23 protein-coding genes are annotated in these 22033 nt (G+C 67.4%); 10 read left to right on the top strand and 13 right to left on the bottom strand.

The window, feature by feature from the left end; all coding sequences use genetic code 11:
* Positions 1-9 precede the first annotated feature (9 nt).
* The gene (locus J2T21_RS03750) at positions 10-441 is read right to left on the bottom strand and encodes an acyl-CoA thioesterase (RefSeq protein WP_307578654.1); all 432 of its coding nucleotides are present in this window, start codon (positions 439-441) and stop codon (positions 10-12) included.
* Positions 442-528: 87 nt separating this feature from the next.
* On the opposite strand from J2T21_RS03750, the gene J2T21_RS03745 reads away from it, so the two are divergent.
* Positions 529-963 carry a pyrimidine dimer DNA glycosylase/endonuclease V gene (locus J2T21_RS03745; protein ID WP_307578652.1) on the top strand — a complete coding sequence of 145 codons (435 nt, stop codon included), beginning with the start codon at positions 529-531 and terminating at the stop codon, positions 961-963.
* A gap of 36 nt (positions 964-999) precedes the next feature.
* On the opposite strand, the gene J2T21_RS03740 is transcribed toward J2T21_RS03745, so the two are convergent.
* The 3 genes from J2T21_RS03740 to adh all read right to left on the bottom strand — a co-directional run bounded on the left by J2T21_RS03740 (position 1000) and on the right by adh (position 4345).
* Positions 1000-1413: a DUF779 domain-containing protein gene (locus J2T21_RS03740; protein ID WP_307578650.1), complete on the bottom strand. Its 414-nt coding sequence runs from the start codon at positions 1411-1413 to the stop codon at positions 1000-1002.
* A 164-nt stretch (positions 1414-1577) separates the two neighbouring features.
* Positions 1578-2603, bottom strand: a complete 1026-nt coding sequence (adhP, locus tag J2T21_RS03735; RefSeq protein WP_307578648.1) for an alcohol dehydrogenase AdhP — start codon at positions 2601-2603, stop codon at positions 1578-1580.
* Between the two features lie 218 nt (positions 2604-2821).
* A complete protein-coding gene (gene adh / locus J2T21_RS03730) occupies positions 2822-4345 on the bottom strand; it encodes an aldehyde dehydrogenase (RefSeq protein ID WP_307578646.1) in 1524 nt (507 codons plus the stop codon).
* 302 nt (positions 4346-4647) lie between these two features.
* On the opposite strand from adh, the gene J2T21_RS03725 reads away from it, so the two are divergent.
* Positions 4648-6426, top strand: a complete 1779-nt coding sequence (locus J2T21_RS03725; protein ID WP_307578644.1) for an HNH endonuclease signature motif containing protein — start codon at positions 4648-4650, stop codon at positions 6424-6426.
* Here J2T21_RS03725 and J2T21_RS03720 read toward each other — a convergent pair.
* Positions 6423-7733: a GAF domain-containing protein gene (locus tag J2T21_RS03720; protein WP_307578641.1), complete on the bottom strand. Its 1311-nt coding sequence runs from the start codon at positions 7731-7733 to the stop codon at positions 6423-6425. The two genes, J2T21_RS03725 and J2T21_RS03720, sit on opposite strands and share 4 nt — an antisense overlap.
* A gap of 354 nt (positions 7734-8087) precedes the next feature.
* Here J2T21_RS03720 and J2T21_RS03715 point away from each other — a divergent pair, with 354 nt between their 5' ends.
* Positions 8088-8504: a VOC family protein gene (locus J2T21_RS03715; protein WP_307578638.1), complete on the top strand. Its 417-nt coding sequence runs from the start codon at positions 8088-8090 to the stop codon at positions 8502-8504.
* Positions 8505-8589: 85 nt separating this feature from the next.
* Here the strand turns inward: J2T21_RS03715 and J2T21_RS03710 are convergent, their stop codons facing one another.
* Together J2T21_RS03710 and J2T21_RS03705 are read right to left on the bottom strand one after the other, a co-directional pair.
* Entirely contained in the window at positions 8590-8757 is a 168-nt protein-coding gene (locus tag J2T21_RS03710) for a hypothetical protein (RefSeq protein WP_307578636.1), read from the bottom strand.
* 65 nt (positions 8758-8822) lie between these two features.
* Positions 8823-10091 (bottom strand): carboxylate--amine ligase, encoded by a 1269-nt coding sequence (locus tag J2T21_RS03705; protein WP_307578634.1) that lies wholly within the window; start codon positions 10089-10091, stop codon positions 8823-8825.
* 83 nt (positions 10092-10174) lie between these two features.
* Here J2T21_RS03705 and J2T21_RS03700 point away from each other — a divergent pair, with 83 nt between their 5' ends.
* The 3 genes from J2T21_RS03700 to J2T21_RS03690 all read left to right on the top strand — a co-directional run bounded on the left by J2T21_RS03700 (position 10175) and on the right by J2T21_RS03690 (position 13261).
* Positions 10175-10504, top strand: coding sequence for a metal-sensitive transcriptional regulator (locus tag J2T21_RS03700; protein ID WP_307578632.1), 330 nt, complete (start codon positions 10175-10177; stop codon positions 10502-10504).
* 40 nt (positions 10505-10544) lie between these two features.
* Positions 10545-10871 (top strand): heavy-metal-associated domain-containing protein, encoded by a 327-nt coding sequence (locus tag J2T21_RS03695; RefSeq protein WP_307578630.1) that lies wholly within the window; start codon positions 10545-10547, stop codon positions 10869-10871.
* A gap of 80 nt (positions 10872-10951) precedes the next feature.
* Positions 10952-13261 (top strand): heavy metal translocating P-type ATPase, encoded by a 2310-nt coding sequence (locus J2T21_RS03690; protein WP_307578628.1) that lies wholly within the window; start codon positions 10952-10954, stop codon positions 13259-13261.
* A 107-nt stretch (positions 13262-13368) separates the two neighbouring features.
* On the opposite strand, the gene J2T21_RS03685 is transcribed toward J2T21_RS03690, so the two are convergent.
* Entirely contained in the window at positions 13369-14343 is a 975-nt protein-coding gene (locus tag J2T21_RS03685; protein ID WP_307578626.1) for an EamA family transporter, read from the bottom strand.
* A gap of 147 nt (positions 14344-14490) precedes the next feature.
* On the opposite strand from J2T21_RS03685, the gene J2T21_RS03680 reads away from it, so the two are divergent.
* Together J2T21_RS03680 and J2T21_RS03675 are read left to right on the top strand one after the other, a co-directional pair.
* A complete protein-coding gene (locus tag J2T21_RS03680) occupies positions 14491-15045 on the top strand; it encodes a CGNR zinc finger domain-containing protein (RefSeq protein ID WP_307578624.1) in 555 nt (184 codons plus the stop codon).
* A 58-nt stretch (positions 15046-15103) separates the two neighbouring features.
* Positions 15104-15433, top strand: coding sequence for a hypothetical protein (locus J2T21_RS03675; RefSeq protein WP_307578622.1), 330 nt, complete (start codon positions 15104-15106; stop codon positions 15431-15433).
* 213 nt (positions 15434-15646) lie between these two features.
* On the opposite strand, the gene J2T21_RS03670 is transcribed toward J2T21_RS03675, so the two are convergent.
* The 4 genes from J2T21_RS03670 to J2T21_RS03655 all read right to left on the bottom strand — a co-directional run bounded on the left by J2T21_RS03670 (position 15647) and on the right by J2T21_RS03655 (position 19220).
* Positions 15647-15952, bottom strand: coding sequence for a hypothetical protein (locus tag J2T21_RS03670; RefSeq protein ID WP_209906056.1), 306 nt, complete (start codon positions 15950-15952; stop codon positions 15647-15649).
* A 38-nt stretch (positions 15953-15990) separates the two neighbouring features.
* Positions 15991-16563 carry a DUF308 domain-containing protein gene (locus tag J2T21_RS03665; protein WP_307578618.1) on the bottom strand — a complete coding sequence of 191 codons (573 nt, stop codon included), beginning with the start codon at positions 16561-16563 and terminating at the stop codon, positions 15991-15993.
* 34 nt (positions 16564-16597) lie between these two features.
* Positions 16598-17818 carry an alpha-hydroxy acid oxidase gene (locus J2T21_RS03660; RefSeq protein ID WP_307578616.1) on the bottom strand — a complete coding sequence of 407 codons (1221 nt, stop codon included), beginning with the start codon at positions 17816-17818 and terminating at the stop codon, positions 16598-16600.
* A gap of 67 nt (positions 17819-17885) precedes the next feature.
* Positions 17886-19220, bottom strand: coding sequence for an MFS transporter (locus tag J2T21_RS03655; protein ID WP_307578614.1), 1335 nt, complete (start codon positions 19218-19220; stop codon positions 17886-17888).
* A 146-nt stretch (positions 19221-19366) separates the two neighbouring features.
* Here J2T21_RS03655 and J2T21_RS03650 point away from each other — a divergent pair, with 146 nt between their 5' ends.
* A complete protein-coding gene (locus J2T21_RS03650; RefSeq protein ID WP_307578612.1) occupies positions 19367-20026 on the top strand; it encodes a GntR family transcriptional regulator in 660 nt (219 codons plus the stop codon).
* A 12-nt stretch (positions 20027-20038) separates the two neighbouring features.
* On the opposite strand, the gene J2T21_RS03645 is transcribed toward J2T21_RS03650, so the two are convergent.
* Complete coding sequence (locus tag J2T21_RS03645; RefSeq protein ID WP_307578610.1) at positions 20039-21394, bottom strand: MATE family efflux transporter; 1356 nt, start codon at positions 21392-21394, stop codon at positions 20039-20041.
* A 211-nt stretch (positions 21395-21605) separates the two neighbouring features.
* Here J2T21_RS03645 and J2T21_RS03640 point away from each other — a divergent pair, with 211 nt between their 5' ends.
* The gene (locus J2T21_RS03640; RefSeq protein WP_071213736.1) at positions 21606-22031 is read left to right on the top strand and encodes a hypothetical protein; all 426 of its coding nucleotides are present in this window, start codon (positions 21606-21608) and stop codon (positions 22029-22031) included.
* Positions 22032-22033 lie beyond the last annotated feature (2 nt).

Below are 22033 nucleotides of genomic sequence, written 5' to 3'. Positions count from 1 at the left end.
GAATCGGTATCAGGCGGTGGCCTCGACGAAAGCACTTTCAAGCCAGGCGCGCTCGAGCTCGTTGAGCGCACGGCTGGAGACCTTGTCCTCGGCCAGCGGCACCATCACCGTGGTGCCGTCAAAAACCGGCTGTCCGTCCTGGATGCCCACGTGCCGCAGGGAGAAGGACTTGGTGCCGATGCGCACCACGGTCAGCTGGATGACCATCGTCGGCTGGTAATGGAGCGGACGCAGGTAGTCCAGCTTCAGCGAGGCCACGACGGTGCCGTGGGGGAAGCGGCCGGCCTTGCCGCGCGGTTGGGTCCAGCGCAGCCGCGCCTCCTCCATCAGCGTGACGATGCGGGCGTTGTTCACGTGTCCCAGCGCGTCCTCGTCGGACCAGCGCAATTGCAATTCGATGTCGATGGGCGCCGGGGTGCCGGCACCGTGGTTTTCACTCATGAATCCCATTGCACCAGAGCGCGGGATAAGCGCGCAGAACATGAAGCACACAGGTCGCCGGAGCGCCTGCGCCGCTAGGCTGGTCGGATGCGACTCTGGAGCCTGCACCCAACGTACCTGGACACCAAGGGCCTGCTCGCCTGCTGGCGCGAGACCCTGTTGGCGCAGAAAGTGCTCGACGGGAAGACCGCCGGCTACCGGAACCATCCGCAGCTTCAACGATTCCGGGCCACCGAGGATCCGCTCGCGGCGGTCGGGAACTACCTGGAGGGCCTGGCCCGGGAGGCCGACGCGCGCGGCTACAACTTCAACCGCGCCCTCATCCTGCGCCCGCCGGCGGGCATGGTCCCCGCTCTCACGGTGACAACCGGCCAGATCGGCTACGAACGCGAACACCTGCTGGCCAAGCTGGCGGTGCGTGATGCGCAGCGCCACGCGGTCCTCGCCGGCGCCGATCCGCCGGAGCTGCACCCCTCGTTCCGCTCCGTGGCAGGGGACATCGAACCCTGGGAACGGCCCTGAGCGGTCGCTTCAAGCCGGGCCGCGACGCCACACCGGCTAAACCGTGGGGAACTGAATGATCTCGCTGCGGATCAGGAAGCGCTTGCCCTCGGGTGCCTCCACGGAGAAGCCCGATCCGCGCCCGGGCACCACGTCGACGGTGAGCTTGGTGTGTTTCCAGTACTCGAATTGCTCGCGGCTCATCCAGAAATCCAGTTCCCCCAGCACACCCCCGTCCGCATCGGGCAGCGCGAAGGTCCCCAGCAGCACATCGGCGTCCCCGGTCTTGAAGTCCCCGGCCGGGAAGCACATGGGAGAGGAGCCGTCGCAACAGCCGCCTGACTGGTGGAACATCAGCGGGCCGTATTGGCCCCAGAGCTTGCGCAGCAGCCCGGCCGCCTCGGGTGCCAGCGCCACGCGCGAAAATTCCTCGCCGGCGATCCGCGGCGCCGATTCGATGTTCTCTTCCATGGTCCTGCTCCCTCGTGCTTCGTGGTTTCGCTGGCAGACACCGCCGCCCGGCGCCGTCTTGGATTGACGGCGCCGGGCGGGAGGTGCGGAACGGTCTTACCGGCTCCCCTGCCCCTTGTTCCACGGGGGCGGGGACGTCGTGGCGCCGGCCGAACGGGCCGGTGCTACTTCGCGTAGTCGATGACCACGCGGCCGTCGATCTTCGCGTGCTTCATCTCGTCGAAGACCGCGTTGACGTCCTCGAGCGGTCGGGTGTGGAAGGTCGGCTTGATCTGGCCGCGGGCGTAGAACTCCAACGCCTCGTCCATGTCCTGCCGGGTGCCCACGATCGAGCCGCGGATGGTCAGGCCCTTGAGCACGATGTCGAAGATCGGTGCCGGGAAGTCCCCCGGCGGCAGGCCGTTGAACACGATGGTTCCGCCGCGCCGGGTCATTCCGATGGCCTGGCCAAATGCCGCCGGGTGCACCGCGGTGACGAGCACTCCGTGGGCGCCGCCGGTGGCAGCCTGGATGGCCTCCGCCGGGTCCTGGGCGAATGCGTTGACCGTGACCTCGGCGCCGTGGCTGCGGGCCAGGGCCAGCTTCTCCTCGGCGACGTCGACCGCGGCGACTCGCATGCCCATGGCCACGGCGTACTGCACCGCGATGTGACCAAGCCCGCCGATGCCGGAGACCACGACCCATTGCCCGGGGCGCACCTCGGTCTGCTTCAGGCCCTTGTAGACGGTGACTCCGGCGCAAAGCACCGGGGCGATCTCGAACGGGTCCGATCCCTCGGGGATGTGGGCGGCGAACTTCGCATCGACCAGCATGTACTCGCCGAAGGATCCGTCGACCGAGTAGCCGCCGTTGGACTGCGCCTCGCACAGCGTCTCCCAGCCGGTGCGGCAGTATTCGCAGCTGCCGCAGGCGCTGGCCAGCCAGGCGTTGCCGACCAGATCCCCGACCTTGACCTCGGTGACGCCGGGGCCGATCTTGACCACGTTGCCCACGCCCTCGTGGCCGGGGACCAGCGGGAGCCTGGGCTTGACCGGCCAGTCGCCCTCGGCGGCGTGCAGGTCGGTGTGGCAGACGCCGGAGGCGATGACCTTCACCAGCGCCTGGCCGGGGCCGGGCTCGGGGACGGCGATGGTTCCGATGGTGAGTTCGTCGCCAAAGTTCTCGACAATGGCTGCGCGCATGGTGCTCATGGGGGGTGTTTCCTTTGCTTTGACTGGTGGCGCGGGGCACAGGGGAATGCACCAAACGGTGCCAGACCCTGATCTCGCGCCACCGAAGAAGGGTGGAAAGGGGTGTGGTGCTCGCTGGAAAGGGGTGGGTTGCCGGGGGTGGTGCAACCGAGTGTGGTGGCCGGTTGCCCGCGGGGACGAAGGCTGTTGTGCCTCCGGCCCCGCCGGCAAGTGCCGGTTTAGAAGAAGCCGAGCTTGTCTTCCGAGTAGGAGACGAGCAGGTTCTTGGTCTGCTGGTAGTGGTCCAGCATCATCTTGTGGTTCTCACGTCCGATGCCCGAGGACTTGTAGCCGCCGAAGGCGGAGTGCGCGGGGTACGCGTGGTACTGGTTGACCCAGACGCGTCCGGCCTGGATGTCGCGGCCGGCGCGGTAGGCGGTGTTGCCGTTGCGGCTCCACACGCCCGAGCCCAGCCCGTACAGGGTGTCGTTGGCGATCTCGATCGCGTCGTCGTAGCCGGAGAACTTGGCAACCGAGACGACGGGGCCGAAGATCTCCTCCTGGAAGATGCGCATCTTGTTGTGGCCCTCGAAGATGGTCGGCTGCACGTAGTAGCCGCCCTCAAGGTCCCCGCCAAGCTCGGCACGCCCGCCGCCGGTGAGCACCTTGGCGCCCTCGGCCTTGCCGATGTCCAGGTAGGAGAGGATCTTCTCCAGCTGGTCGTTGGAGGCCTGGGCACCCATCATGGTCTCGGTGTCCAGCGGGTTGCCCTGCTTGATGGCCTTCGTGCGCTCCACGACATCGGCCATGAACGAGTCGTAGATGGACTCCTGGACCAGTGCGCGCGAGGGGCAGGTGCAGACCTCGCCCTGGTTCAGCGCGAACATCGTGAAGCCCTCCTTGGCCTTGTCGTAGAACGCGTCGTCCTTCGCCGCAACGTCCTCGAAGAAGATGTTCGGGGACTTGCCGCCCAGTTCCAGGGTGACCGGGATGAGGTTCTCGGAGGCGTACTGCATGATCAGCCGGCCGGTGGTGGTCTCGCCGGTGAATGCGATCTTGCGGATGCGCTTGTTGCTCGCCAGCGGCTTGCCGGCCTCGACGCCGAAGCCGTTGACGACGTTCAGCACGCCGGCCGGGATCAGGTCGCCGATCAGTTCCATGAGCACGAGGATCGAAACCGGGGTTTGTTCGGCGGGTTTCAGGACGATGGCGTTGCCCGCGGCCAGCGCCGGGGCGAGCTTCCACACGGCCATGAGGATCGGGAAGTTCCAGGGGATGATCTGGCCGACCACGCCGAGCGGCTCGTGGAAGTGGTAGGCGGTGGTGTTCTCGTCGATCTGCGAGAGGCCGCCTTCCTGGGCGCGGATGGCTCCGGCGAAGTAGCGGAAGTGGTCGACGGCCAGCGGGAGGTCGGCGTTGATGGTCTCGCGCACCGCCTTGCCGTTGTCCCAGGTCTCTGCGACGGCGAGCATCTCCAGGTTTTCCTCGATGCGGTCGGCGATCTTGTTCAGGATCACCGCGCGGGCCGCCGGGCTGGTCTTGCCCCACGGGCCGGCTGCGGCCTCGGCCGCGTCCAGTGCTGCTTCGATGTCCTCGGCGGTGCCGCGGCCGACCTCGCAGAAGCCCTTGCCGGTGACCGGGGTGATGTTTTCGAAGTACTGGCCCTTGACGGGGGCCACCCACTGGCCACCGATGTAGTGCTCATAACGGGACTTGAAGTGAACGAGTGAACCTTCGGTGTTGGGGTTGGCGTAGACCGTCATGACGACTCCTTGGAGATGAGTGGGGTGGTGAACTTGCTGCTTGATGTGAGCCTACTCACACATAGGTTGCGGCAACGTTGCACTCGAGGCTGCAACGTTGCCGGGCGAGCGGGATCCCGCGGATTTCCGGGGCAATTCGCCCAGCCGGCCCGGCTTGCCACTCCACCCGATCGGAGCGCACCTCCCACTTCTCCGCGCTTCCCTGAACCTTCGGCAGGGAGTTTTCAGTCCTCGGGTCCACTTCCCCGCACATTGGGGTTTTCCGGCCGCGCGCCGGGCCCGGGCGGGGCAGACTGGGGTTCGTGACCACCACCGCGCCAACCGGCACCCCGAGGGGGCAGGCATCCACCGACACCGCGATCCGCCACCTGGCCGACGCGGTGCTGGCGCTGCGTGCCGCGCAGGAACGGCTGGCGGCCGCGGACCTGGATGCGGCCTCCGCCGCCTTGGTGCTGGGGCTGTACGAGCAGGGAAACCGGGCGGTCGCCTTCGGGCAGCTGCGCACCGTGTTCGCCGCCGACGCGGCCGGGGTGAATCGGCTGGACCCGGAGACCGCTGCGGAGGTCGATGCCCTGGCCGCCGATCCCCGGGAACTGGCCGCCGGCACCGCCCCGATTCCCGTGGAGGCGATGTGCCAGGGGATGGCCCCGCACCGAACCACCGCCGCCTGGATGCAGTCGCACCTGCACATCTCCGCGACCGAGGCGCGCCGCCGGCTTGCCGGTGCCCGGCTGCTGGTCGCCCCGGCCCCGCCCGCACCGGGCGCGGCCACGGAACCCGGCTCTGCACCCGGGTTCCCGGCATTCCCGATCCTGGCCCGGGCAGCGGCCGACGGGTCGGCGGATGTCGGGACGTTGGCGCAGCTGGCCGGCAAGCTTGAATCGATGGGTCCGCGCATCGCCGCGCGCCCCGACGCGGCGAACCTCGCGGAGGCCATCGAAAGGGACCTGGCCCGGGAGCTGGGCACCAACGAACCGCAACACGGGCACAAGGCCCTGGCCGACTGGGGCGCCTACCTGGCGGAAAACGGGGCGCCGGTCACCGACGAGGAGATCATCGCCAGGCGCGGCATGTTTTTCAAGGGCAATCGCGGGGGTTGCGACGAGTACCTGTTGCGCTGCGACCCGATCGATTCAGAGGCGATCCGCGCCTTCGGCGAAGCCTGGACCAATCCGCGATCCGCCAAGCTCCCGCCCGCTTCGGCCTCCAGCACCCGCAACACCACAGGCACCGGAATCGGAGCCCCTGAACCCGACGAGCAACCCGCTGCCCGGGAATCCGTCCACAACCCGGACACCCCGGGCAACCACGCACCGACCGAAACCACGGATCCCGGGACCGCGGCTTCCCCTGCCGGGGCCCCGGCCCCGGCCTGGGCGCTGGCTCCGGGCACCGAGCCGGCCGACGCCCCTCGCAGCGCCTGGGACTGCGGCCCAGCCGCCAATGAAAATGGGCCATCACTCGAGGGCGGGGACCGACGCACGAGCCCACAACTGCTGCTCGACGGAATCATCGCGGCCATTGGCGGGGCGCTGGAAGGCACCGGCGTCCCGGAGTCCGGGGGCATGCGCATCCGCATCGGGGTGCTGATCGGGTACCGCGCGCTGCTGGGCCAGTGCGAGGACGCCGGGATCACCGACCATGGCCGTCCCATTTCCGCGGTGAACATCCGCCGCCTTGCCTGCAACGGCGACCTGCTCCCGGCGCTCCTCGGCGAGGAGGGCGAGATCCTGGACCTGGGCCGGGAGGTCCGCGGCTTCTCCCCGGCGCAGCGCAAGGCCATCGCGATCCGTGACCGCGGCTGCGTGATCCCCGGCTGCCGCCGGCCGGCCTCCACGAACGAGGCCCACCACGTCAAGCCCTGGGTAAATGGCGGTCTGACTAGTGTGGACAACGGTTGTAATCTGTGCCTCGAACACCACCTGCAGGTGCATGCCGGATTGATCACCCTGAAGATGGTCAACGGGATCCCCTACGTCATCGCCCGGGCGGGCCAGCCGCGCGGGGACCCGGAACGGAACCTCTATTGGCATCCCGAGCTGCGAACCGCCGGCTACACCCCGCCGATGTTCACCGACTAACCTCGGGATTCGATCCGTTCAAGCGCCGCGACCACCAGGGCGCGGTGCGGGGAGCGGGGTGGCAACACCTGCAATGTGGTGCCAAGGACCTCTTCGTCGTCTTGGGCCTCGGACAATTCCAGGAAGCGAATCAGATGCGTGTCGCTTCCGTCTTGCAGCATTGCCTGGCGGAGAGCCGCGAACACCTCGTCACGGATCCCTTCTATGCCGGGAGCCAGCGAACGCGGCAGGATGGGACCCTGGTAATAAGACAGGGCGGCATCCAGGTCGCCCTTCTCGATGGCCCGGAGGACCTCGCGGGCGTCGCATCGCGGCAGGCTTCCCAACCTGTAGGGGCGCGAGAGCGGGACCAACGACTCGTCGAAATCCGCAAGCACCTTGCGCAACCGCACCAGTTCGGCCCGAAGCGTGCCCACATCTGCCGCATCCGGATTGATGTGCAGCAGTTCGACGAGTTCCTCGCCGCTGAGGCCCCGCGGGTGCCAGCTCAGCAGCGCGAGCAGCTCCGCATGCCGCGTGGATAGTTCAATGCCGGCGTTGCCGCGGCGTAATTGGGCACCGGCACCGGAGGTCAGATGCAGCATGGATTCCGGTTCAGCTGCCAGCTTGGGCTTGCGGGAGGCGGGAACGATGAAGGTCTTGCGTTCCGGATCGGCATGCTCCTGGTGCCAGCGAAGTTCCGACTCTGCCGCCGCGACGGCCGCCTTCAAGAGCGCCAATGAATGCGAAGCCACGGCGTCTGCGCCTCCGGTGATGTCAACAACCCCGAGCATCTCCCCGGTGTCCGGAGAATGGATGGGGACCGCGGTGCAACTCCACCGGTGGGCGATGGGATCGAAGTGTTCGGCGCCGGCGACCTGCACTCCCCCGCCGGTGACCAGTGCGGTTCCCGGTGCGGAAGTCCCCACGGCTCGTTCGGACCAGTCCGCGCCGGGAACAAAGGCCATGGACTCGGCATCTCGCAACACCCGGCTGTCACCCTTGACCCAAAGCAACCGCCCATTGGGATCGCCGATGGCGAGGATCAGGTTGGTGTCCCGCGTCGGCTCCAGGAGCAGGCGGTCAAAGACCGGCAACACCAGGCGCAGCGGCGAGGCGGTCCGCAAATCGCGCAGTGCCTCGTCGCTGAGCACCGTGTGAGCATTGGATTCGACGCTGTCCTTGTATTCGAGCGAGCGCAACCAGGATTCGCGGACCACATCGCGGAGCTGCCATGCCGTTTCGTTCGGGACACCGGCTCCCAGTGCCTCGTGCGCAGCCAGCGCACGGCGCTGCAAAGCCATCGAGGCCGGAGTCACCAGAGGCATCTTTTACCTTCCACGAGTCAGGAAATCACCACGTGGGTGCCCGCTCGGCACCCAATGTGACCCCCTTCACGATTTAGCTCCCAGTTTAGGGGAGATTCCATACCAGCAATACCCCTGCGGATTCGCGTGGGCCGCCCAATGCACAACACCGCAAGAAAGCTGTGTGATTCGCACTCCACCCACGGGAAATCGAGCGATTTGCCGTAGCCTCCGTGCCGGCAGACCGCACCGCCCCGGGCGATCCAACGAGTGGAATTCTCCACCGGCTATTGCCACCCCAACGGGCGGGCACGGATTATGGGTGCGGGATCATTTCCCGACTCATCCATCGCACACCAACAAAGGAACGATCCGATGGCACGCATGATTTTCGTCAATCTTCCCACCAAGGATCTGGCAACCTCGGACACTTTTTACGCCGGGCTGGGCTTCGAGAAGAACACCGATTTCTCCAACGAGGTCGCCAGCGCCTGGATGATCACCGAGACCATCTGGGTCATGGTGCTCACCGAGGAGTTCTACTCTTCGTTCCTGCGCAACGGGGACAAACCCACCTACGGCGCAGGCCCGCGCGAGGTGCTCAACGCCATCAGCGGGGAGACCCGCGAAGAGGTCGATGAGTACGCGCGCCGAGCCCTCGCCCATGGTGGCACCATCTACCGAGAGGCCGCGGAGGAGTTCCCGGGGATGTATTCCGTAGCCTTCCTGGATCCCGACGGGCACGAATGGGAGGTCGGCTGGATGGACATGTCGGCCGTCCAGGGCGCCTAGCCGCAGGTGAAAGGCGTGCCGCCGGGCATGGCCCGGCGACACGCCTCGTGCATGTGCCTGCGTGGCCCTCCGGGAACGTTCCGGATCAGGCCGTGCAGGCCTCGTTGGTGCAACCGGCATCGCGCGGCGACCAGTGGGCTTCGGCCTCGCCCTGGTCCTCCCACACGATGTGCCGGCGTTGCCCACAACGCTCACAAGCCGGTGAAAGATACGACGCACGCTCGGCATCCGTGTACAACTTGTAGTCACCCATTGCTGTCTCCCTTGAACCGCCCCCGAGGGCTTTTCCTCACTCTACGCCGGGCCGGGTTCGGAACTCTAGGCTGCCGGGTGGTGGCGCTTGAACTTGCGGTAGTGGTTCACGGTGCTCAGCAGTATGTACAGCCAACGCCGGGGGCTGGTTTCCTTCTTGTAGTACAGCGGGTGGCTGTATCGCTTGGACGAAATCAGTTCCTCCACCCCGCTCGTCATGTCGCCGGGCACGTAACGTCGCAGGAGGCGCAGCGGAAGGATGTTGTAGAGGTGGCGTTCGCTGGCCACCTGCAGGTCGCTGCCTCCGGCCAGTCCGCCGCGCAGGTACTCCTCAACGTAGAAGCGCGTGACATTGTGTCCTGCCGCGGTGACATAGAAGTGGTTCCGGCCCAGACGGGGATTCAGCTCGAAGAACTTGTATGCGCCGTCGCGCGGGTCCAGCTTCATGTCAAACATGGAGAAGCCGGTCCACCCGAGCTCCTCCAGCAGCCGGGTCCCCTCGGCCACCGCGACATCGTTTGGCTGGGCGACGATTGCCGCCGAGTTCCCCAGGGCGCCGGGAGCATGCTCCTCGACAATGACCCGTCCGCAGGAGACAAAACGCACCCGTCCGGCCTTGTCGCTGAAGAACGTGGCCAGGTGCATGCCGCTGTCATCGCCCGGGATCAGGTCCTGGATGACGAGGGTGCCCGCGTACCCGGCTCCGGAAGCCTTGGCCACCAGGTCGGTGAGCTCCGCCAGCGAGGCGACCGTGTGGACCTTCTTCTTGCCCGGGAATTCCAGTGCTCCCCAGGCGACTCCGTCCGAGGGCTTCACGATGGCCGGGAACGGCACGCCCTCGGCTACCAGCTCGGCTTCCAGTGCCGGGGCGTCAACGGAACCCCCGGCACAGTCGTGGACCACGGTGGCCGGGTAGCTCACGCCCAGGTCGCGGCAGAGTTGGTAGAAGGCGTCCTTCTCCGTGGCCCGGTCCAGTTCGGCGTTGCCGACGTACGGGATGGTGAACCATTCGGAAAGTTCGTCGGCGTGCGTGGCGATGAAGCGGATGTGCTGGTCCGCCGCGCCCAGCAGCAGCAGCGGCCGCTTGGTGCCGTTGGAACCGCCGAATTCGCGTCCCAGTTCGGAGACGAAGGCGGCAAAAGCGCCCGGGTCGTCCTGCTGCGCGAAGGGCCGCGGCAGCAGGATGCGCGAATGCTCGGTGATGCCGGTCATCACCGAGGGAACAACCACCGAATGCACGTCGTATTGCTCGTGGAATTCCCGCGCCAACGAGTAGGCGCCGATGTCACCGCCCAGAATGACAGGGACAAAGGGCTGGTTCTCGCTGATCTGCATGATCCAAAACTATCAACCTGCCACAAATCGAATACCCCATGGGGGTACTTGACAACATACCCTCAGGGGGTATCATTTAAAGCATGGAAAACATTGTCGTCCCTACCGATTCCCACGTTGACCACGGCTACACGGCCAACAAGGAAGCCCTGCTCAAGCGACTCAGCCGCATCGAAGGCCAGGTCCGCGGGGTCAGCCGCATGGTCGACGAGGAAAAGTACTGCATCGACATCCTCACCCAGATTTCCGCCATCAATGCCGCCCTGCACAAGGTCAGCCTGGGGCTGGTCGAGGAGCACGTTTCACATTGCGTGGTCAACGCCGCTGCCCAGTCACTCGAGACCGGGGACCGGTCCTACGTGGACGACAAGGTCAGCGAAGTGACAACGGCCATCGGCCGCTTGCTGCGCTAATCACCCACACCACTTTTCAACAACCCCACCAGGAGAACACATGGGCAACGAATCAAGCTGCGGTTGCGGCGGCTGCGGCTGCGGAAGCAACTCAAACGAAGGCCTCACCATCACCGCCAAGCCCTCCGAGGAAACCATGAGCCAGAGCACCATCACCCTGAAAATCGACGGCATGACCTGCGGCCACTGCGTCGCCTCAGTCAACGAGGAACTCAACGAGGTCCCCGGTGTCAGCAACGTCGAAGTCATCCTGTCCGCCGGAGGAACCTCCACCGCCGTCGTCACCACCAATTCCCCCGTCGAGAACTCGGTTCTCGAAGCCGCAGTGACGGAGGCCGGCTACACGCTCGTCTCCGCAAGCGCCTAAGCATCTCCCCGCTCGCCACGCGGACGGGATTCCCCAATGGGCGTCCAGGTGTCCCCGCAGCCGGGCAAAGAAACGGAATCATGAGCAACGACATCACGTTCCCCGCCAACCAACGCATCGTCGAACTGAATATCCAGGGCATGACGTGCGCATCTTGCGTGGGTCGGGTTGAGCGAAAACTTGGAAAGATCGACGGCGTCGAGGCCCTAGTGAACCTGCCGCTGGAATCGGCACGCATCACGGTCCCCGAAAACGTCAGCGATGAACAGCTCATCGCCACGGTCCAGTCAGCCGGCTACCAGGCAAGCCTCAAGGTCGACCAGTACACCACCGCGGCAGCCCCCGCGAGCCCCGGGAACGGCGGATCCGGCCTGGCGCCTTCCCCCCTGGCCACCGGCGAACCGAGCAAGCAGCTGGGCACCAACCACGCGTCGGACACCGCGGGGGACGAGCTGAAAAAGCGCCTGGTGATCGGCGCGATCTTCACCGTGCCGCTGTTCATCATTTCCATGATTCCCGGGGCGCAATTCCCCCACTGGGGCTGGGTCGCGCTGGTCCTGGCAACGCCCGTGGTCTTCTGGTCCGCCTGGCCGTTCCACCGCGCCGCGGCAATCAACGCCCGCCACTTCGCCTCCACGATGGACACCCTGGTGTCCATCGGCGTCCTGGCGGCCTACTTCTACTCGCTCTGGCAGCTGATCGCCGACCCGAACATCACGGCACACGTGGGCATGTCGATGAGCGAACACGCGCTGTACTTCGAAACGGCCGGCGTCGTGGCCACGTTCCTGTTGCTCGGCCGCTGGCTCGAGGCCCGCGCCAAATCGCGTGCCGGCGACGCGCTGAAGGCCCTGCTGGACCTGGGGGCCAAGGAAGCCACGGTGCTGCGCAACGGCGTGGAAACCAAGATCGCGGCCTCCGAGCTGGTTCCCGGCGACGAGTTCGTCGTCCGGCCCGGGGAGAAGATCGCCACCGACGGCTTCGTCGTCACCGGGCACTCGGCCATCGACACCGCACTGGTCACCGGCGAGTCGGTGCCCATCGAGGTGGGTCCGGACGACACCGTCACCGGCGCCACCATCAACACCTCCGGGGCGCTGCTGGTGCGCGCCACCCGGGTCGGGGCGGACACCACCTTGGCCCAGATGGGCCGGCTGGTATCCGAGGCGCAGACCGGCAAGGCACCCATCGCCCGGCTGGCCGACCGCATTTCCGCCGTCTTCGTGCCGATCGTGCTGGTCATCGCGCTTCTCACCTTCATCCTCTGGCTGGTGTTCACCGGTGAGGTGAACTCCGCCTTCACCGCGGCCGTCGCCGTGCTGGTCATTGCCTGCCCGTGCGCCCTGGGCCTTGCCACCCCGATCGGGCTGCTGGTGGGAACCGGTCGCGGGGCCCAGCTGGGCATCCTGATCCGCGGGCCCCAGGTCCTGGAAGACACCCGCAAGATCGACACCGTCCTGCTCGACAAGACCGGAACCATCACCGAGGGAAACCTCGCCGTCACCTCGCTGGACCCGGCCGACGGAATCGACGAGGCGGAACTGCTGGCTCTGGCCGGCGCGGCGGAGTCCGGCTCCGAGCACCCGATCGCCCACGCCATCGTCGCCGCGGCCCGCGCCAAGACACCGCTGCAAGAAAGCCGCGGATTCAATTCAGCACCCGGCGGCGGCGTCCGCGCCACGGTCGGCACCCGAACGGTTGTTGCCGGCAGGGAAAGCTGGTTGAAGGAAAACGGCATCGAACCCACCGCTGCACAGCGCGCCGGCCTTGCCGCCGCGCAGCAGGCCGGGGCCACCTCCATCATGGTTGGCGTCGACGGAACCTTCGCCGGGCTGGTGAACCTGACCGACACCATCAAGGCGTCCTCCGCCGCCGCCATTGCCAAGCTCAAGGAACTGGGCCTGCGCCCGGTGCTGCTCACCGGCGACAACGCTGCGGTCGCCAAGCTGGTTGCAGCCCAGGTCGGCATCGCCGGGGAGGACGTCTTCGCCGACGTGTTCCCCGACGGCAAGGCCCGGGCCGTGCGCGAGCTCCAGGCCCGCGGCCAGGTGGTCGCCATGGTCGGCGACGGCGTGAACGACGCCCCGGCGCTGGCCCAGGCCGACCTTGGCATCGCCATGGGATCGGGCACGGACGTCGCCATCGAGGCGGCCGACCTGACCATCATGGGCAACGACCTGACCCAGGTGGCGCAGTCCATCGAGCTTTCCCGCAAGACCCTGGGCACCATCAAGGTGAACCTGTTCTGGGCCTTCGCCTACAACACCGCCGGCATCCCGATCGCGGCACTCGGGTTCCTGAACCCGATGATCGCCGGGGCCGCGATGGCCGCCAGTTCGGTGCTGGTGGTGGCCAACTCGCTGCGTCTGCGTCGCTTCGGCCCCAGGTAGGCTCCGTCCCCCGTCCCTCCGCACGACGCCGGATCCCCGCTCCTGCTGCCATGGAGGCGCAGTGGTCCGGCGTTTGGCTTGTCCGGGCCCGGGCGTCCGTCGGTCCGCTACGGGCTACGCAGTTCGTCGGCACGCACCAGCAGCACGCCCCCGACAATCAACATCCCGCCGAGCAACTGGATCCCGGCGGGCAGTTCGCCCAACAGCAGCCACGCCCAAAGCACCGCAAAGAGCACCTCGGTCAGGGAAATGAAGGACGCCAGCTTCGAGCCCAGGGCGCGGGCCGCCATGATCCCGGTGACATAGGAAATGACGGTGGAGATGAGGATCAGTCCACCCAGGGCCACCCACCACTGCGTCTCCCATTGCGCCAACCGCACCGGCACGAAGGTCATCTTCATTTCCAGCAGGCCTACAAGCGCCAACAGGCCCATGGTTGCGGCTCCGACCAGCAGCCCGCCGGTGGCCAGCACGATCGGCGGCAGCGCGCCGTCCGCCCGGGCGCTGACGAAGAAGTACACGGTCAGGCCCACTGCCGCACCCAATCCCCACAGCACCCCGATCGGATCCACCCGGGTGTCCCCGGTGAGGTCCAGGACAAATACGAGCCCGGCCAACGAGAGCAGCGTGCCCCCGATCGTCATCACCTTCGGCCGTTTGCGGAACTTCACCCAGAGGAAAAGCACGATCAGCACCGGCGCCAGGTATTCGAGCAGCAGCGCCACTCCGACGTCGAGCCGCTCGACGGCCAGGAAGTAGAAGAACTGGCAGGCACCGACACCGAAGAGCCCAAAAAGCAGGATGGACTTCCAGTTGCTCGCCACCAGCGGCCACCTTCCGCGCATGACCAAGAGCGTCGGAAGCAGCAGCACCAGTGCGGCACCGGCCATGCGCAGGGTGACCGCCGCGGCCGGGCTCCATCCGGCCTCCAGCAGTGCCTTGGCGAAGGAACCCGATACACCGAAGACCGCCGAGGAAAACAGGGCGATGCCGATCCCGCCCAGGCGCGGCCTGCGCAGCGCCGGGGAGAGCGGGAGCGGCGCCGGATGTGCCACCTGTGTATGGATTTCTTCTCTTGGCATGGCGAAACGCTCCCTGGGGCGAGGTTGCTCCGACGAACGAGGGGCCACGGGACCCATGTCGACTGTCAGGAGTAAAAGTATGTATGCTCATGACAGTAGGACCATGCGGGTTCTTCCTTCAATCCATGCGCCCCCACAGGAGTCACAATGACATTTGCCCCTGACACAGAAGTTGCCCTGGGCACCATCGTGGCGCTCATCAACTCGGCAACCCCGTCAACCGACCACCTGCTCACCGGTGCGGACCTCGACCACTTCCTGGACCAGCAGGGGTTCACCGGATCACGCACGCGCAACGAGGCGGAACTGCGCTCGGTGCGCCAGCTGCGCAGCCAGCTGCACGGAATCTGGCTGGCCGACGAGGAGCAGTCGGTGGATGCGGTCAACAACATCCTGCGCAACGCCCGGGCGTTGCCGCAGCTGGTCAAGCACGACGGCTGGGATTACCACATCCACGCCACCACCCCGGAGGCGCCGCTGAGCGAACGCATGGCCGTGGAGGCCGCCATGGCGCTGGTCGACGTGCTGCGCTCAAGGGAACTGTCCCGGCTGCGGGTCTGCGCGGCCACGGACTGCGAGGCGGTGCTGCTGGACCTGTCCCGGAACCGCTCCAAGCGCTACTGCGACACCGGCAACTGCGCCAACCGCGAGCACGTTCGCGCATACCGCCAACGGAAATCCGAGCGAAAACCCGGGCTGTGAACATACACTGGAGCCATGGGGCGAAAGTGCATTCGGCCCGCCGAACGGAGGAGTCGCCGTGAACAGCGAAGAAGTCCCGCAACCGCACGCAGCTGACGAGTACGAAGTCGAACTGGAGAAGTCCAACGACGGCCCGGTCCGCGCCGCGGCGCGCTGGGCGGCCGGCCTGGTCGATGCATTCTTCGGCGGGGACGGGTCAGACGCCGTCGGCGCCGCCGTCGTGGTGCACCGCATCGACAATGACGCCGAGGTGCTGCGCATCAATGCCGGCAGCATCGAGGAGGCCGAGTCACTGGTGGCGATGGTCCGCTCCGACCTGGAGGAGCTGGGACACGAAGAGTTCCTGGACCGCTGGGGCGGACGCGACGGCGCCGAGCCGGCGCACTGAACCTGCTCTTTGGTCTCTTCACCCTCCGGGGGGAACGCCAGCAGCCCCCTGTGCCGGGATGAACGCGGCGGTCGGGGCCGGCAGCTTGCCTTCGAAGTTGCACCCGCAGGCCGTGGCGGAGCCGTGCAACCACCCACCCGGCATCCACCGTCCTGCCCGTTAAGCAGCGAAGCCGCCCGGATTTATCCAGGGCGGCAACGGTGAAAGGTGTACTTACTTCTTGGCGTCCGGCTTTTCGTCCGGCGTGGACGACGAGCGGTTGACGCCCGATCCGGTGCCCATTTCCTCGGGATTGTCCTTGCCGGCCATGGTCATTACGGAGATGACCAGCAGGCAGGCGACAAAGGCGACGCCAAAGGCGACCAGCCCGATGTCGATCCGCAACGGGTTGTCGGACCCGCCGGTTGCCGAGATGGTGGCAATGACGCCGGCGATGATGGCCATGACCAGGGAGAACGACAGGGGTGCCTTGATGCTCTGCTGCCAAGACTTCTTCTGCTCGGCTGGGGTGTTGCCCACGAAAGGCCCTCCTACGGATTTTTGGTTCAACATCTATTCTAGCGCCAAAGCCCGGTCTCGGGTTCCTTGGCCGCATGGCGCAGGCCGAAGGCCGAAATCAGCTCAAACACCGCCAGGATGATGGCACCGCCGCCGGCCAGGCCGAGCAGTCCGTGCGCGTCCAGGTCCAGTCCCATCAGCAGCGCGGCCCCGGCGCCCAGCGACACGAAGCCGGTGACCAGCTGGTCCTTGAACGGGGCGAAGTCGGCGCGGTGCCGGATGAAGACCACGATTTCCAGCACCCCGGCGATGATCCACGCCGCGGCAGCGGCGATCGCGATCACCAGCGTCTCGGGCCGGAAGGCCATCACCAGGCCCGCGATGATCATCGCCACCGCGGCGACCGCGTAGAGGCCGCGCACCGACTTCGGCGCGCTTGGGGAACTGGCGTAGTCCCAGAGGAACTTCGAGCTGAGGACCATGAAGGCGGCCAGCGCATAGGCCAGCACCTGGTTGGTCGCGGCGGGCCAGAAGATGGACAGGAGCGCAAAACCGGCGGCCGTCGCGGCGCGCCCCATGACTGGGACGGCTGCTTCGGCGGCAATGGTTGCGGGGATCTTTACTGCAGGCACGCCTACGAGTCTACCGGGCGCGGGGCCCTGGGCCTTATTCGCGCCCGGACCGCCGGCGGATCAGCTCCGGGCCCAGGTCCGCGATGGTCGCGGCGCCCATGAGCTGCATGTTGACCTCGATTTCCCTGGCCAGCAGCTCGATGACCCGCTCCACTCCGGCTTCCCCGCCGGCCATCAGCCCGTAGAGGTAGGCCCGGCCGATGAGCACGAAGTCGGCCCCGGCACAGAGCGAGGCGACGATGTCGGCGCCGGACATGATGCCCGAGTCCAGGATGATCTCGGTGCCCGCACCCACCTCGGCGCGCACCTCGGCCAGTGCCTCGAAGGAGACCGGCGCGCGGTCCAGCTGGCGTCCGCCGTGGTTGGAAACCACCAGCCCGTCGGCCCCGGCATCGACGGACTTGCGGGCGTCCTCGACCGTGAGCACGCCCTTCACGAAGAGCTTCCCGTCCCAGATGGAGCGGATCCATTCCAGGTCGGCGAAGGAGAGCGTCGGGTCGAACATCGAGTTGATCAGCGTGGGCAGGTCGGTGGCGCTGTCGGACAGCGAGGCGAACTTCAGCGAGTCCGTGGTCAGGAAGTTGAACCACCATTCGGGGCGGTAGGAGGCGTCCAGCACGGTCTTGAGGTTCAGTCGCGGCGGGATGACCATGCCGTTGCGGGCATCGCGCAGCCGCTGGCCGGCCACCGGGGTGTCGACGGTGACCAGCAGGGTGTCATAGCCGCTGGCTGCCGCGCGCTGCAGCAGCGCCCGGGACTTTTCGCGGTCCTTCCACAGGTAGAGCTGGAACCAGCGGCGGGAATCCGGGGCCGCGGCCGCAACCTCCTCCAGCGAGCGGGTGCCCATGGTTGACAGGGAGAACGGGATGCCCGCGCGGGCCGCGGCGCGCACCGCACCGGTCTCGCCCTCGGCGTGCATGAACCGGGTGAACCCGGTCGGGGCGATGCCGAAGGGCAGCGCGGACGGTGCCCCGGCAATGGTGGTGGACAAATCCGCGCTCGCGGTGCCGTGCAGGATGCGCGGGACCAGCTCGATGGAGTCGAAGACCTCGCGGGCGCGGCGGGCGGTCAGTTCGCGCTGGGCGGCGCCATCGACGTAGTCGAAGGCCGGGGTGGGGGTGCGCCGCTTGGCGATGGCGCGCAGGTCCCACACGTCGGCGGCCTTGGCCAGGCGGGCCGCCCGCCGGTCCAGGGTGACGGGTTCGAATTTCATCAGCGAGCGGAGCTCGGAAATCTGCGGCAGGCGACGCTTCATGTGGATTTGTCCGGCTTTCTGTGGATCGTGCGTGGAGGGATGGCAATGGGCCCCGGCGGGGGGCTGGTCAGTCGTTGGCGGGAACCCTCATCGAGAGCAGGACGGCGATCGCCGAGAGCAGGCAGCAGGCCAGCAGGTAGCCGGCGGCCAGGTGGGTGCCGCCGTCCGCGGCGCTGACCAGGGCGGCGGCAATGAGAGGGCTGAGCCCGGCGACCACTGCGCCGTTGGTCTCGCGGGCCACGCCGATGCCGCTGAGCCGGCGCCGGGCCGGGAAGAGGTTGGTGAGGAAGGCGCCCTGGGCGCCGCTGGTGGCCGGGATGACCAGCCCGTAGCCCAGCGCGATCGCGGTGAAGGCCGGCGCGAAGCTGCCGGCCGTGAGCAGCCCGAAGATCGGGTAGGCCAGCGCCGCACCCATGACCGAGCCGAAGAGCAGCACCTTCGGTGCCCCGAACCTGTCCGAGAGCCAGCCGCCCACCGGGGTCAGCGCGACCGAGACCAGCGAGCCCAGGGTGACGGCCAGCAGGGCGTCGGGCTTGGCCAGGCCGACCAGCGGGGAGGTCATGAGGCTCAGCGCGTAGACGGCCAGGATGTAGTTCATGGCGTTGTGGCCGGTGATGGCGAAGAACCCGATGAGCACCTGGCGCCAGTCACGGGCCAGTACGTCGCGCAGCGGGGCGCGGGCCTTGGTTCGCTCGGCCGCCGCCTTCTCGATGGCCGCGGTGTACTCCGGGGTTTCCTCGAGCCGGTTGCGGATGTACAGGGCCAGGCCGAAGAGCACCGCGGACACGAGGAACGGGACGCGCCAGGCCCAGCCCAGCAGCACGTCGGTGCCCAGGGAGGAGACGGCAAAGAACGCGAAGGTCGCCAGCGCGATGCCGGCCGGCGGGGTGGCGAGCACCAGCGAGGTGTAGAAGCCGCGGCGCTTGGGCGGGGCGAACTCGGCCACCAGGGTCATGGCACCGGCCAGCTCGGCTCCCGCGCCGAATCCCTGCAACAGCCGCAGGACGACCAGCAGCAGCGGGGCGGCGGCCCCGATTGCGGCGCTGGTGGGCAGCAGCCCCACCCCCACCGTGGCCACGCCCATGAGGATGATGGTCAGCATCATGGCGGGGCGGCGGCCGTGCCTGTCGCCAATGTGCCCGACGATGACACCGCCCAGCGGGCGGGCGACGAAACCCACCGCGAACGTGGCAAAGGCCATCATGGCGGCGGCCGAGGACACGGCGTCGGAGAAGAAGAGCGGGGCGATGACCAGTCCGGCCGCGGCGCCGTAGAGCGCGTAGTCGTACCATTCGATGACCGTGCCGAGCACCGCGGCAAAGACCGCCCGGCGCCCGGCAGGGGTGAGGCGTTGGTTGTCTGCTCTCTGTTCCTCGGCGCGAAGCCCGGGGTTAGTGGTCATCCGTGACACTCATCCGTTCAAAACTCCATGAAAATCCCTGAAAGATATTTCTAACAGGCAGGTAGTATCTTTCACAAGGGCCGCGGACGCATCCGGCCCAATGTGACGCGGGGAAGAAGCCCGCCTGATCCCGGGGAGTTGAACCGATGAGCCCCTCGCTCACCGATCGCCTGGTCGTGAAGCTGCGCGCTGCCATCCTTTCCGGGCGGATCGCCCCGGGCAGCATCGTGGTCGAACCGCGGCTGGCCGAGGAATACTCCGTCTCCAAGACCCCGGTCCGCGAGGCGCTGCGCCTGCTCACCTCGCAGGGCCTGCTCACGGTGCTGCCGAAGAAGGGCTATCTGGTGCGCACCATGGGCCTGAACGACGTGCAGGAGACCCTGGACCTGCGCATGCTCCTGGAACCGCACGCTGCGGCGGCCGCCGCAGGGTTCCTGCCGCAGGACCTCACCGTGAAGCTGCGCCAGCTGCTCGACACCCAGGAGGCGCTGTCCGCCGCCGACCCGCTGGGCGCCATGAACGCGGCGCAGGACTTCCACCAGGCCATTGCGGATGCATCGCGCAATTCACGCCTGGCAGACTCCCTGCGGCGCTGCTTCGACGAGACCGCCCGTGCCCATCACGTCCTCCCCGGGCTGCAGCACTACATGGGTGCTCCCACCGAGCTTGCCGAGCACGAGGCCATCTACGCCGCCATCGCCGCGGCGGATGCCCGGGCCGCGGAGGAGGCCATGCGCGTGCACCTGCGCTCCATCCGCACCGCCATGGCCCAGCAGTTCACCGATCCCGGCAGTCTCTGGGCCTAAGCGTCCCGCGACTTAGGCGCCCAGGCGCATCCACTTGTCGTTGCGCACCCGCCAGGACAGGGTTGCGGCGCGGGCCAGCATGAACCCGAGCCCGAAGGCCACCCAGATCCAGGCGACGGCGGAGACCCCGGGGTGCTCGAAGAGCGTGACGATAAACAGCATCGGCAGGTAGGCGGCCAGGTTGATCATGCCGGCGACCGCCAGGTAGCGTGCATCCCCGGCGCCGATGAGCACGCCGTCCAGCACGAAGACGAGCCCACACACCGGCTGTGACGCGGCGAGGATCCAGACCCCGACCATGGTCGCCTGGCGCACCGAGTCATCCGAGGTGAACAGCGCACCCACAAAGGGGGCAATGACAGCCAGCACCGCGCCGGTCGCCACCCCGAAGTACACGCCCCAGCGGCACATGGTCTTGGTGAGCAGGTTCGTCCGGCCCGCATTCCCGGCGCCCAGTTCCTTGCCGATGAGCGCCTGCGCGGCAATGGCCAGCGCATCCAGGGCGAAGGCCATGAAGGTGAAGATGGTGAAGACCAGCTGGTGCGCCGCAAGCGTGAGCGCCCCCTGCCCGGTGGCAACCCAGACCGTGGCGAGCAGGGCCAGGCGCAGCGACAGCGTGCGCAGCATCAGCCAGGATCCGACCTGCCCGGTGCCCAGCACCCCGCGCCCGTGCGGCGCCAGCGACTGTCCGGCCTTGCGGATCCGCGGGACCAGCATCCACAGATAGACCGCCGCCATCCCCCACTGCGCGATCGATGTGCCCAGTGCGGCACCGGCGACGGACATGCCCAGCGGGTAGACCAGGATGAAGTTCAGTGCGATGTTGGCGGCGAAGCCGAACCCGGCCACGTACAGCGGGGTCTTGGTGTCCTGCATGCCGCGCAGCACCCCGGTCGCGGCGAGCACCAGCAGCATCGCGGGGATGCCGAAGGTGGAATATTGGATGTAGTCCACCGCGAACCCGCGCACCTCGCCCTCGGCGCCCATGGCGGCTGCCAGCGTCGGGGCCCCGAAGAACCCTGCCAGCGCCAGGACCACGCCCAGGCCGACGGCAAGCCAGATCCCGTCGCGCCCGGCGGCCATGGCCTTGCCCATGTTTCCAGCACCGATGGCCCGCGCCACCGCGGGGGTGGTGGAGTATGCCAGGAACACCATGAGTCCCACGGCGGTCTGCAGGACCGTGGTCCCCAGCCCGGCGCCGGCCAGCTCGTTGATGCCCAGGTGCCCGATGATGGCCATGTCCGCCAGCAGGAAGAGCGGCTCGGCGATCAGTGCGCCGAGCGCGGGAACCGCCAGCGCCAGGATGGTTCGTCCCAGCCCACGCGCGGAGTCGGGGGCCGTGACCTGGTTTTTGGCGGCTTCTTTCACCACTCCAGACTACCGGGGGCACGGTCCGGGACGGGTGCCAAGGATTTTTCCCATGTGGCTTGACGCAAATAGGTTTGCGTTACAAACCTATTTGCAGATGCACCATGGTTTGCCGTGCGGTCCACCGCCACCACCGGAGGGAACGCACCATGAACACGAACCAGCCAGCCACACCGGAACCGGCACTCGACCCCCTGCCGCCCTGACATCGATGAACCAGGCCGTCCTCTGCACCGCGGTGGCCGGAATCCGGTCCGGCTCCGAGATCCGCGGGGATTCCAAATTCGCCGGCATGGCCTACGGGATGAGCTGGATGGGAGGATTCCTGGTCGTCGCGCTGTTCTCCATCGCCATCTCCCGGCTTCTGGCCGGCACGGACCAGCTGGTCACCGGCTGGCTGATCAATTCCGTGGCCATCCTCGTGGTGGGCATCATGTACATGGCCGGCGCCGCGATCTTCGGCGACCGCCCGATGTTCCTTCTGGGCGCCTGCTTCACGGTGCTCAACGCCGCAGGCCTCATCGCCGGGGCGCAGGCCTTCATCTCGATCTTCGCCATCGGCGGCCCGATTCTCTTCCTCGCCGCCGGCATCCTTGCCCTGGTTCGCCGCCGCGCTTCCTCCCCGGGGGCGAAGTAGCC

The sequence above is a fragment of the Paeniglutamicibacter psychrophenolicus genome, from assembly GCF_030812255.1.
Classification (GTDB): domain Bacteria; phylum Actinomycetota; class Actinomycetes; order Actinomycetales; family Micrococcaceae; genus Paeniglutamicibacter; species Paeniglutamicibacter psychrophenolicus_A.
Note: the sequence above shows the minus strand (reverse complement) of the source record. Positions and strands in the feature narration are given on the sequence as shown.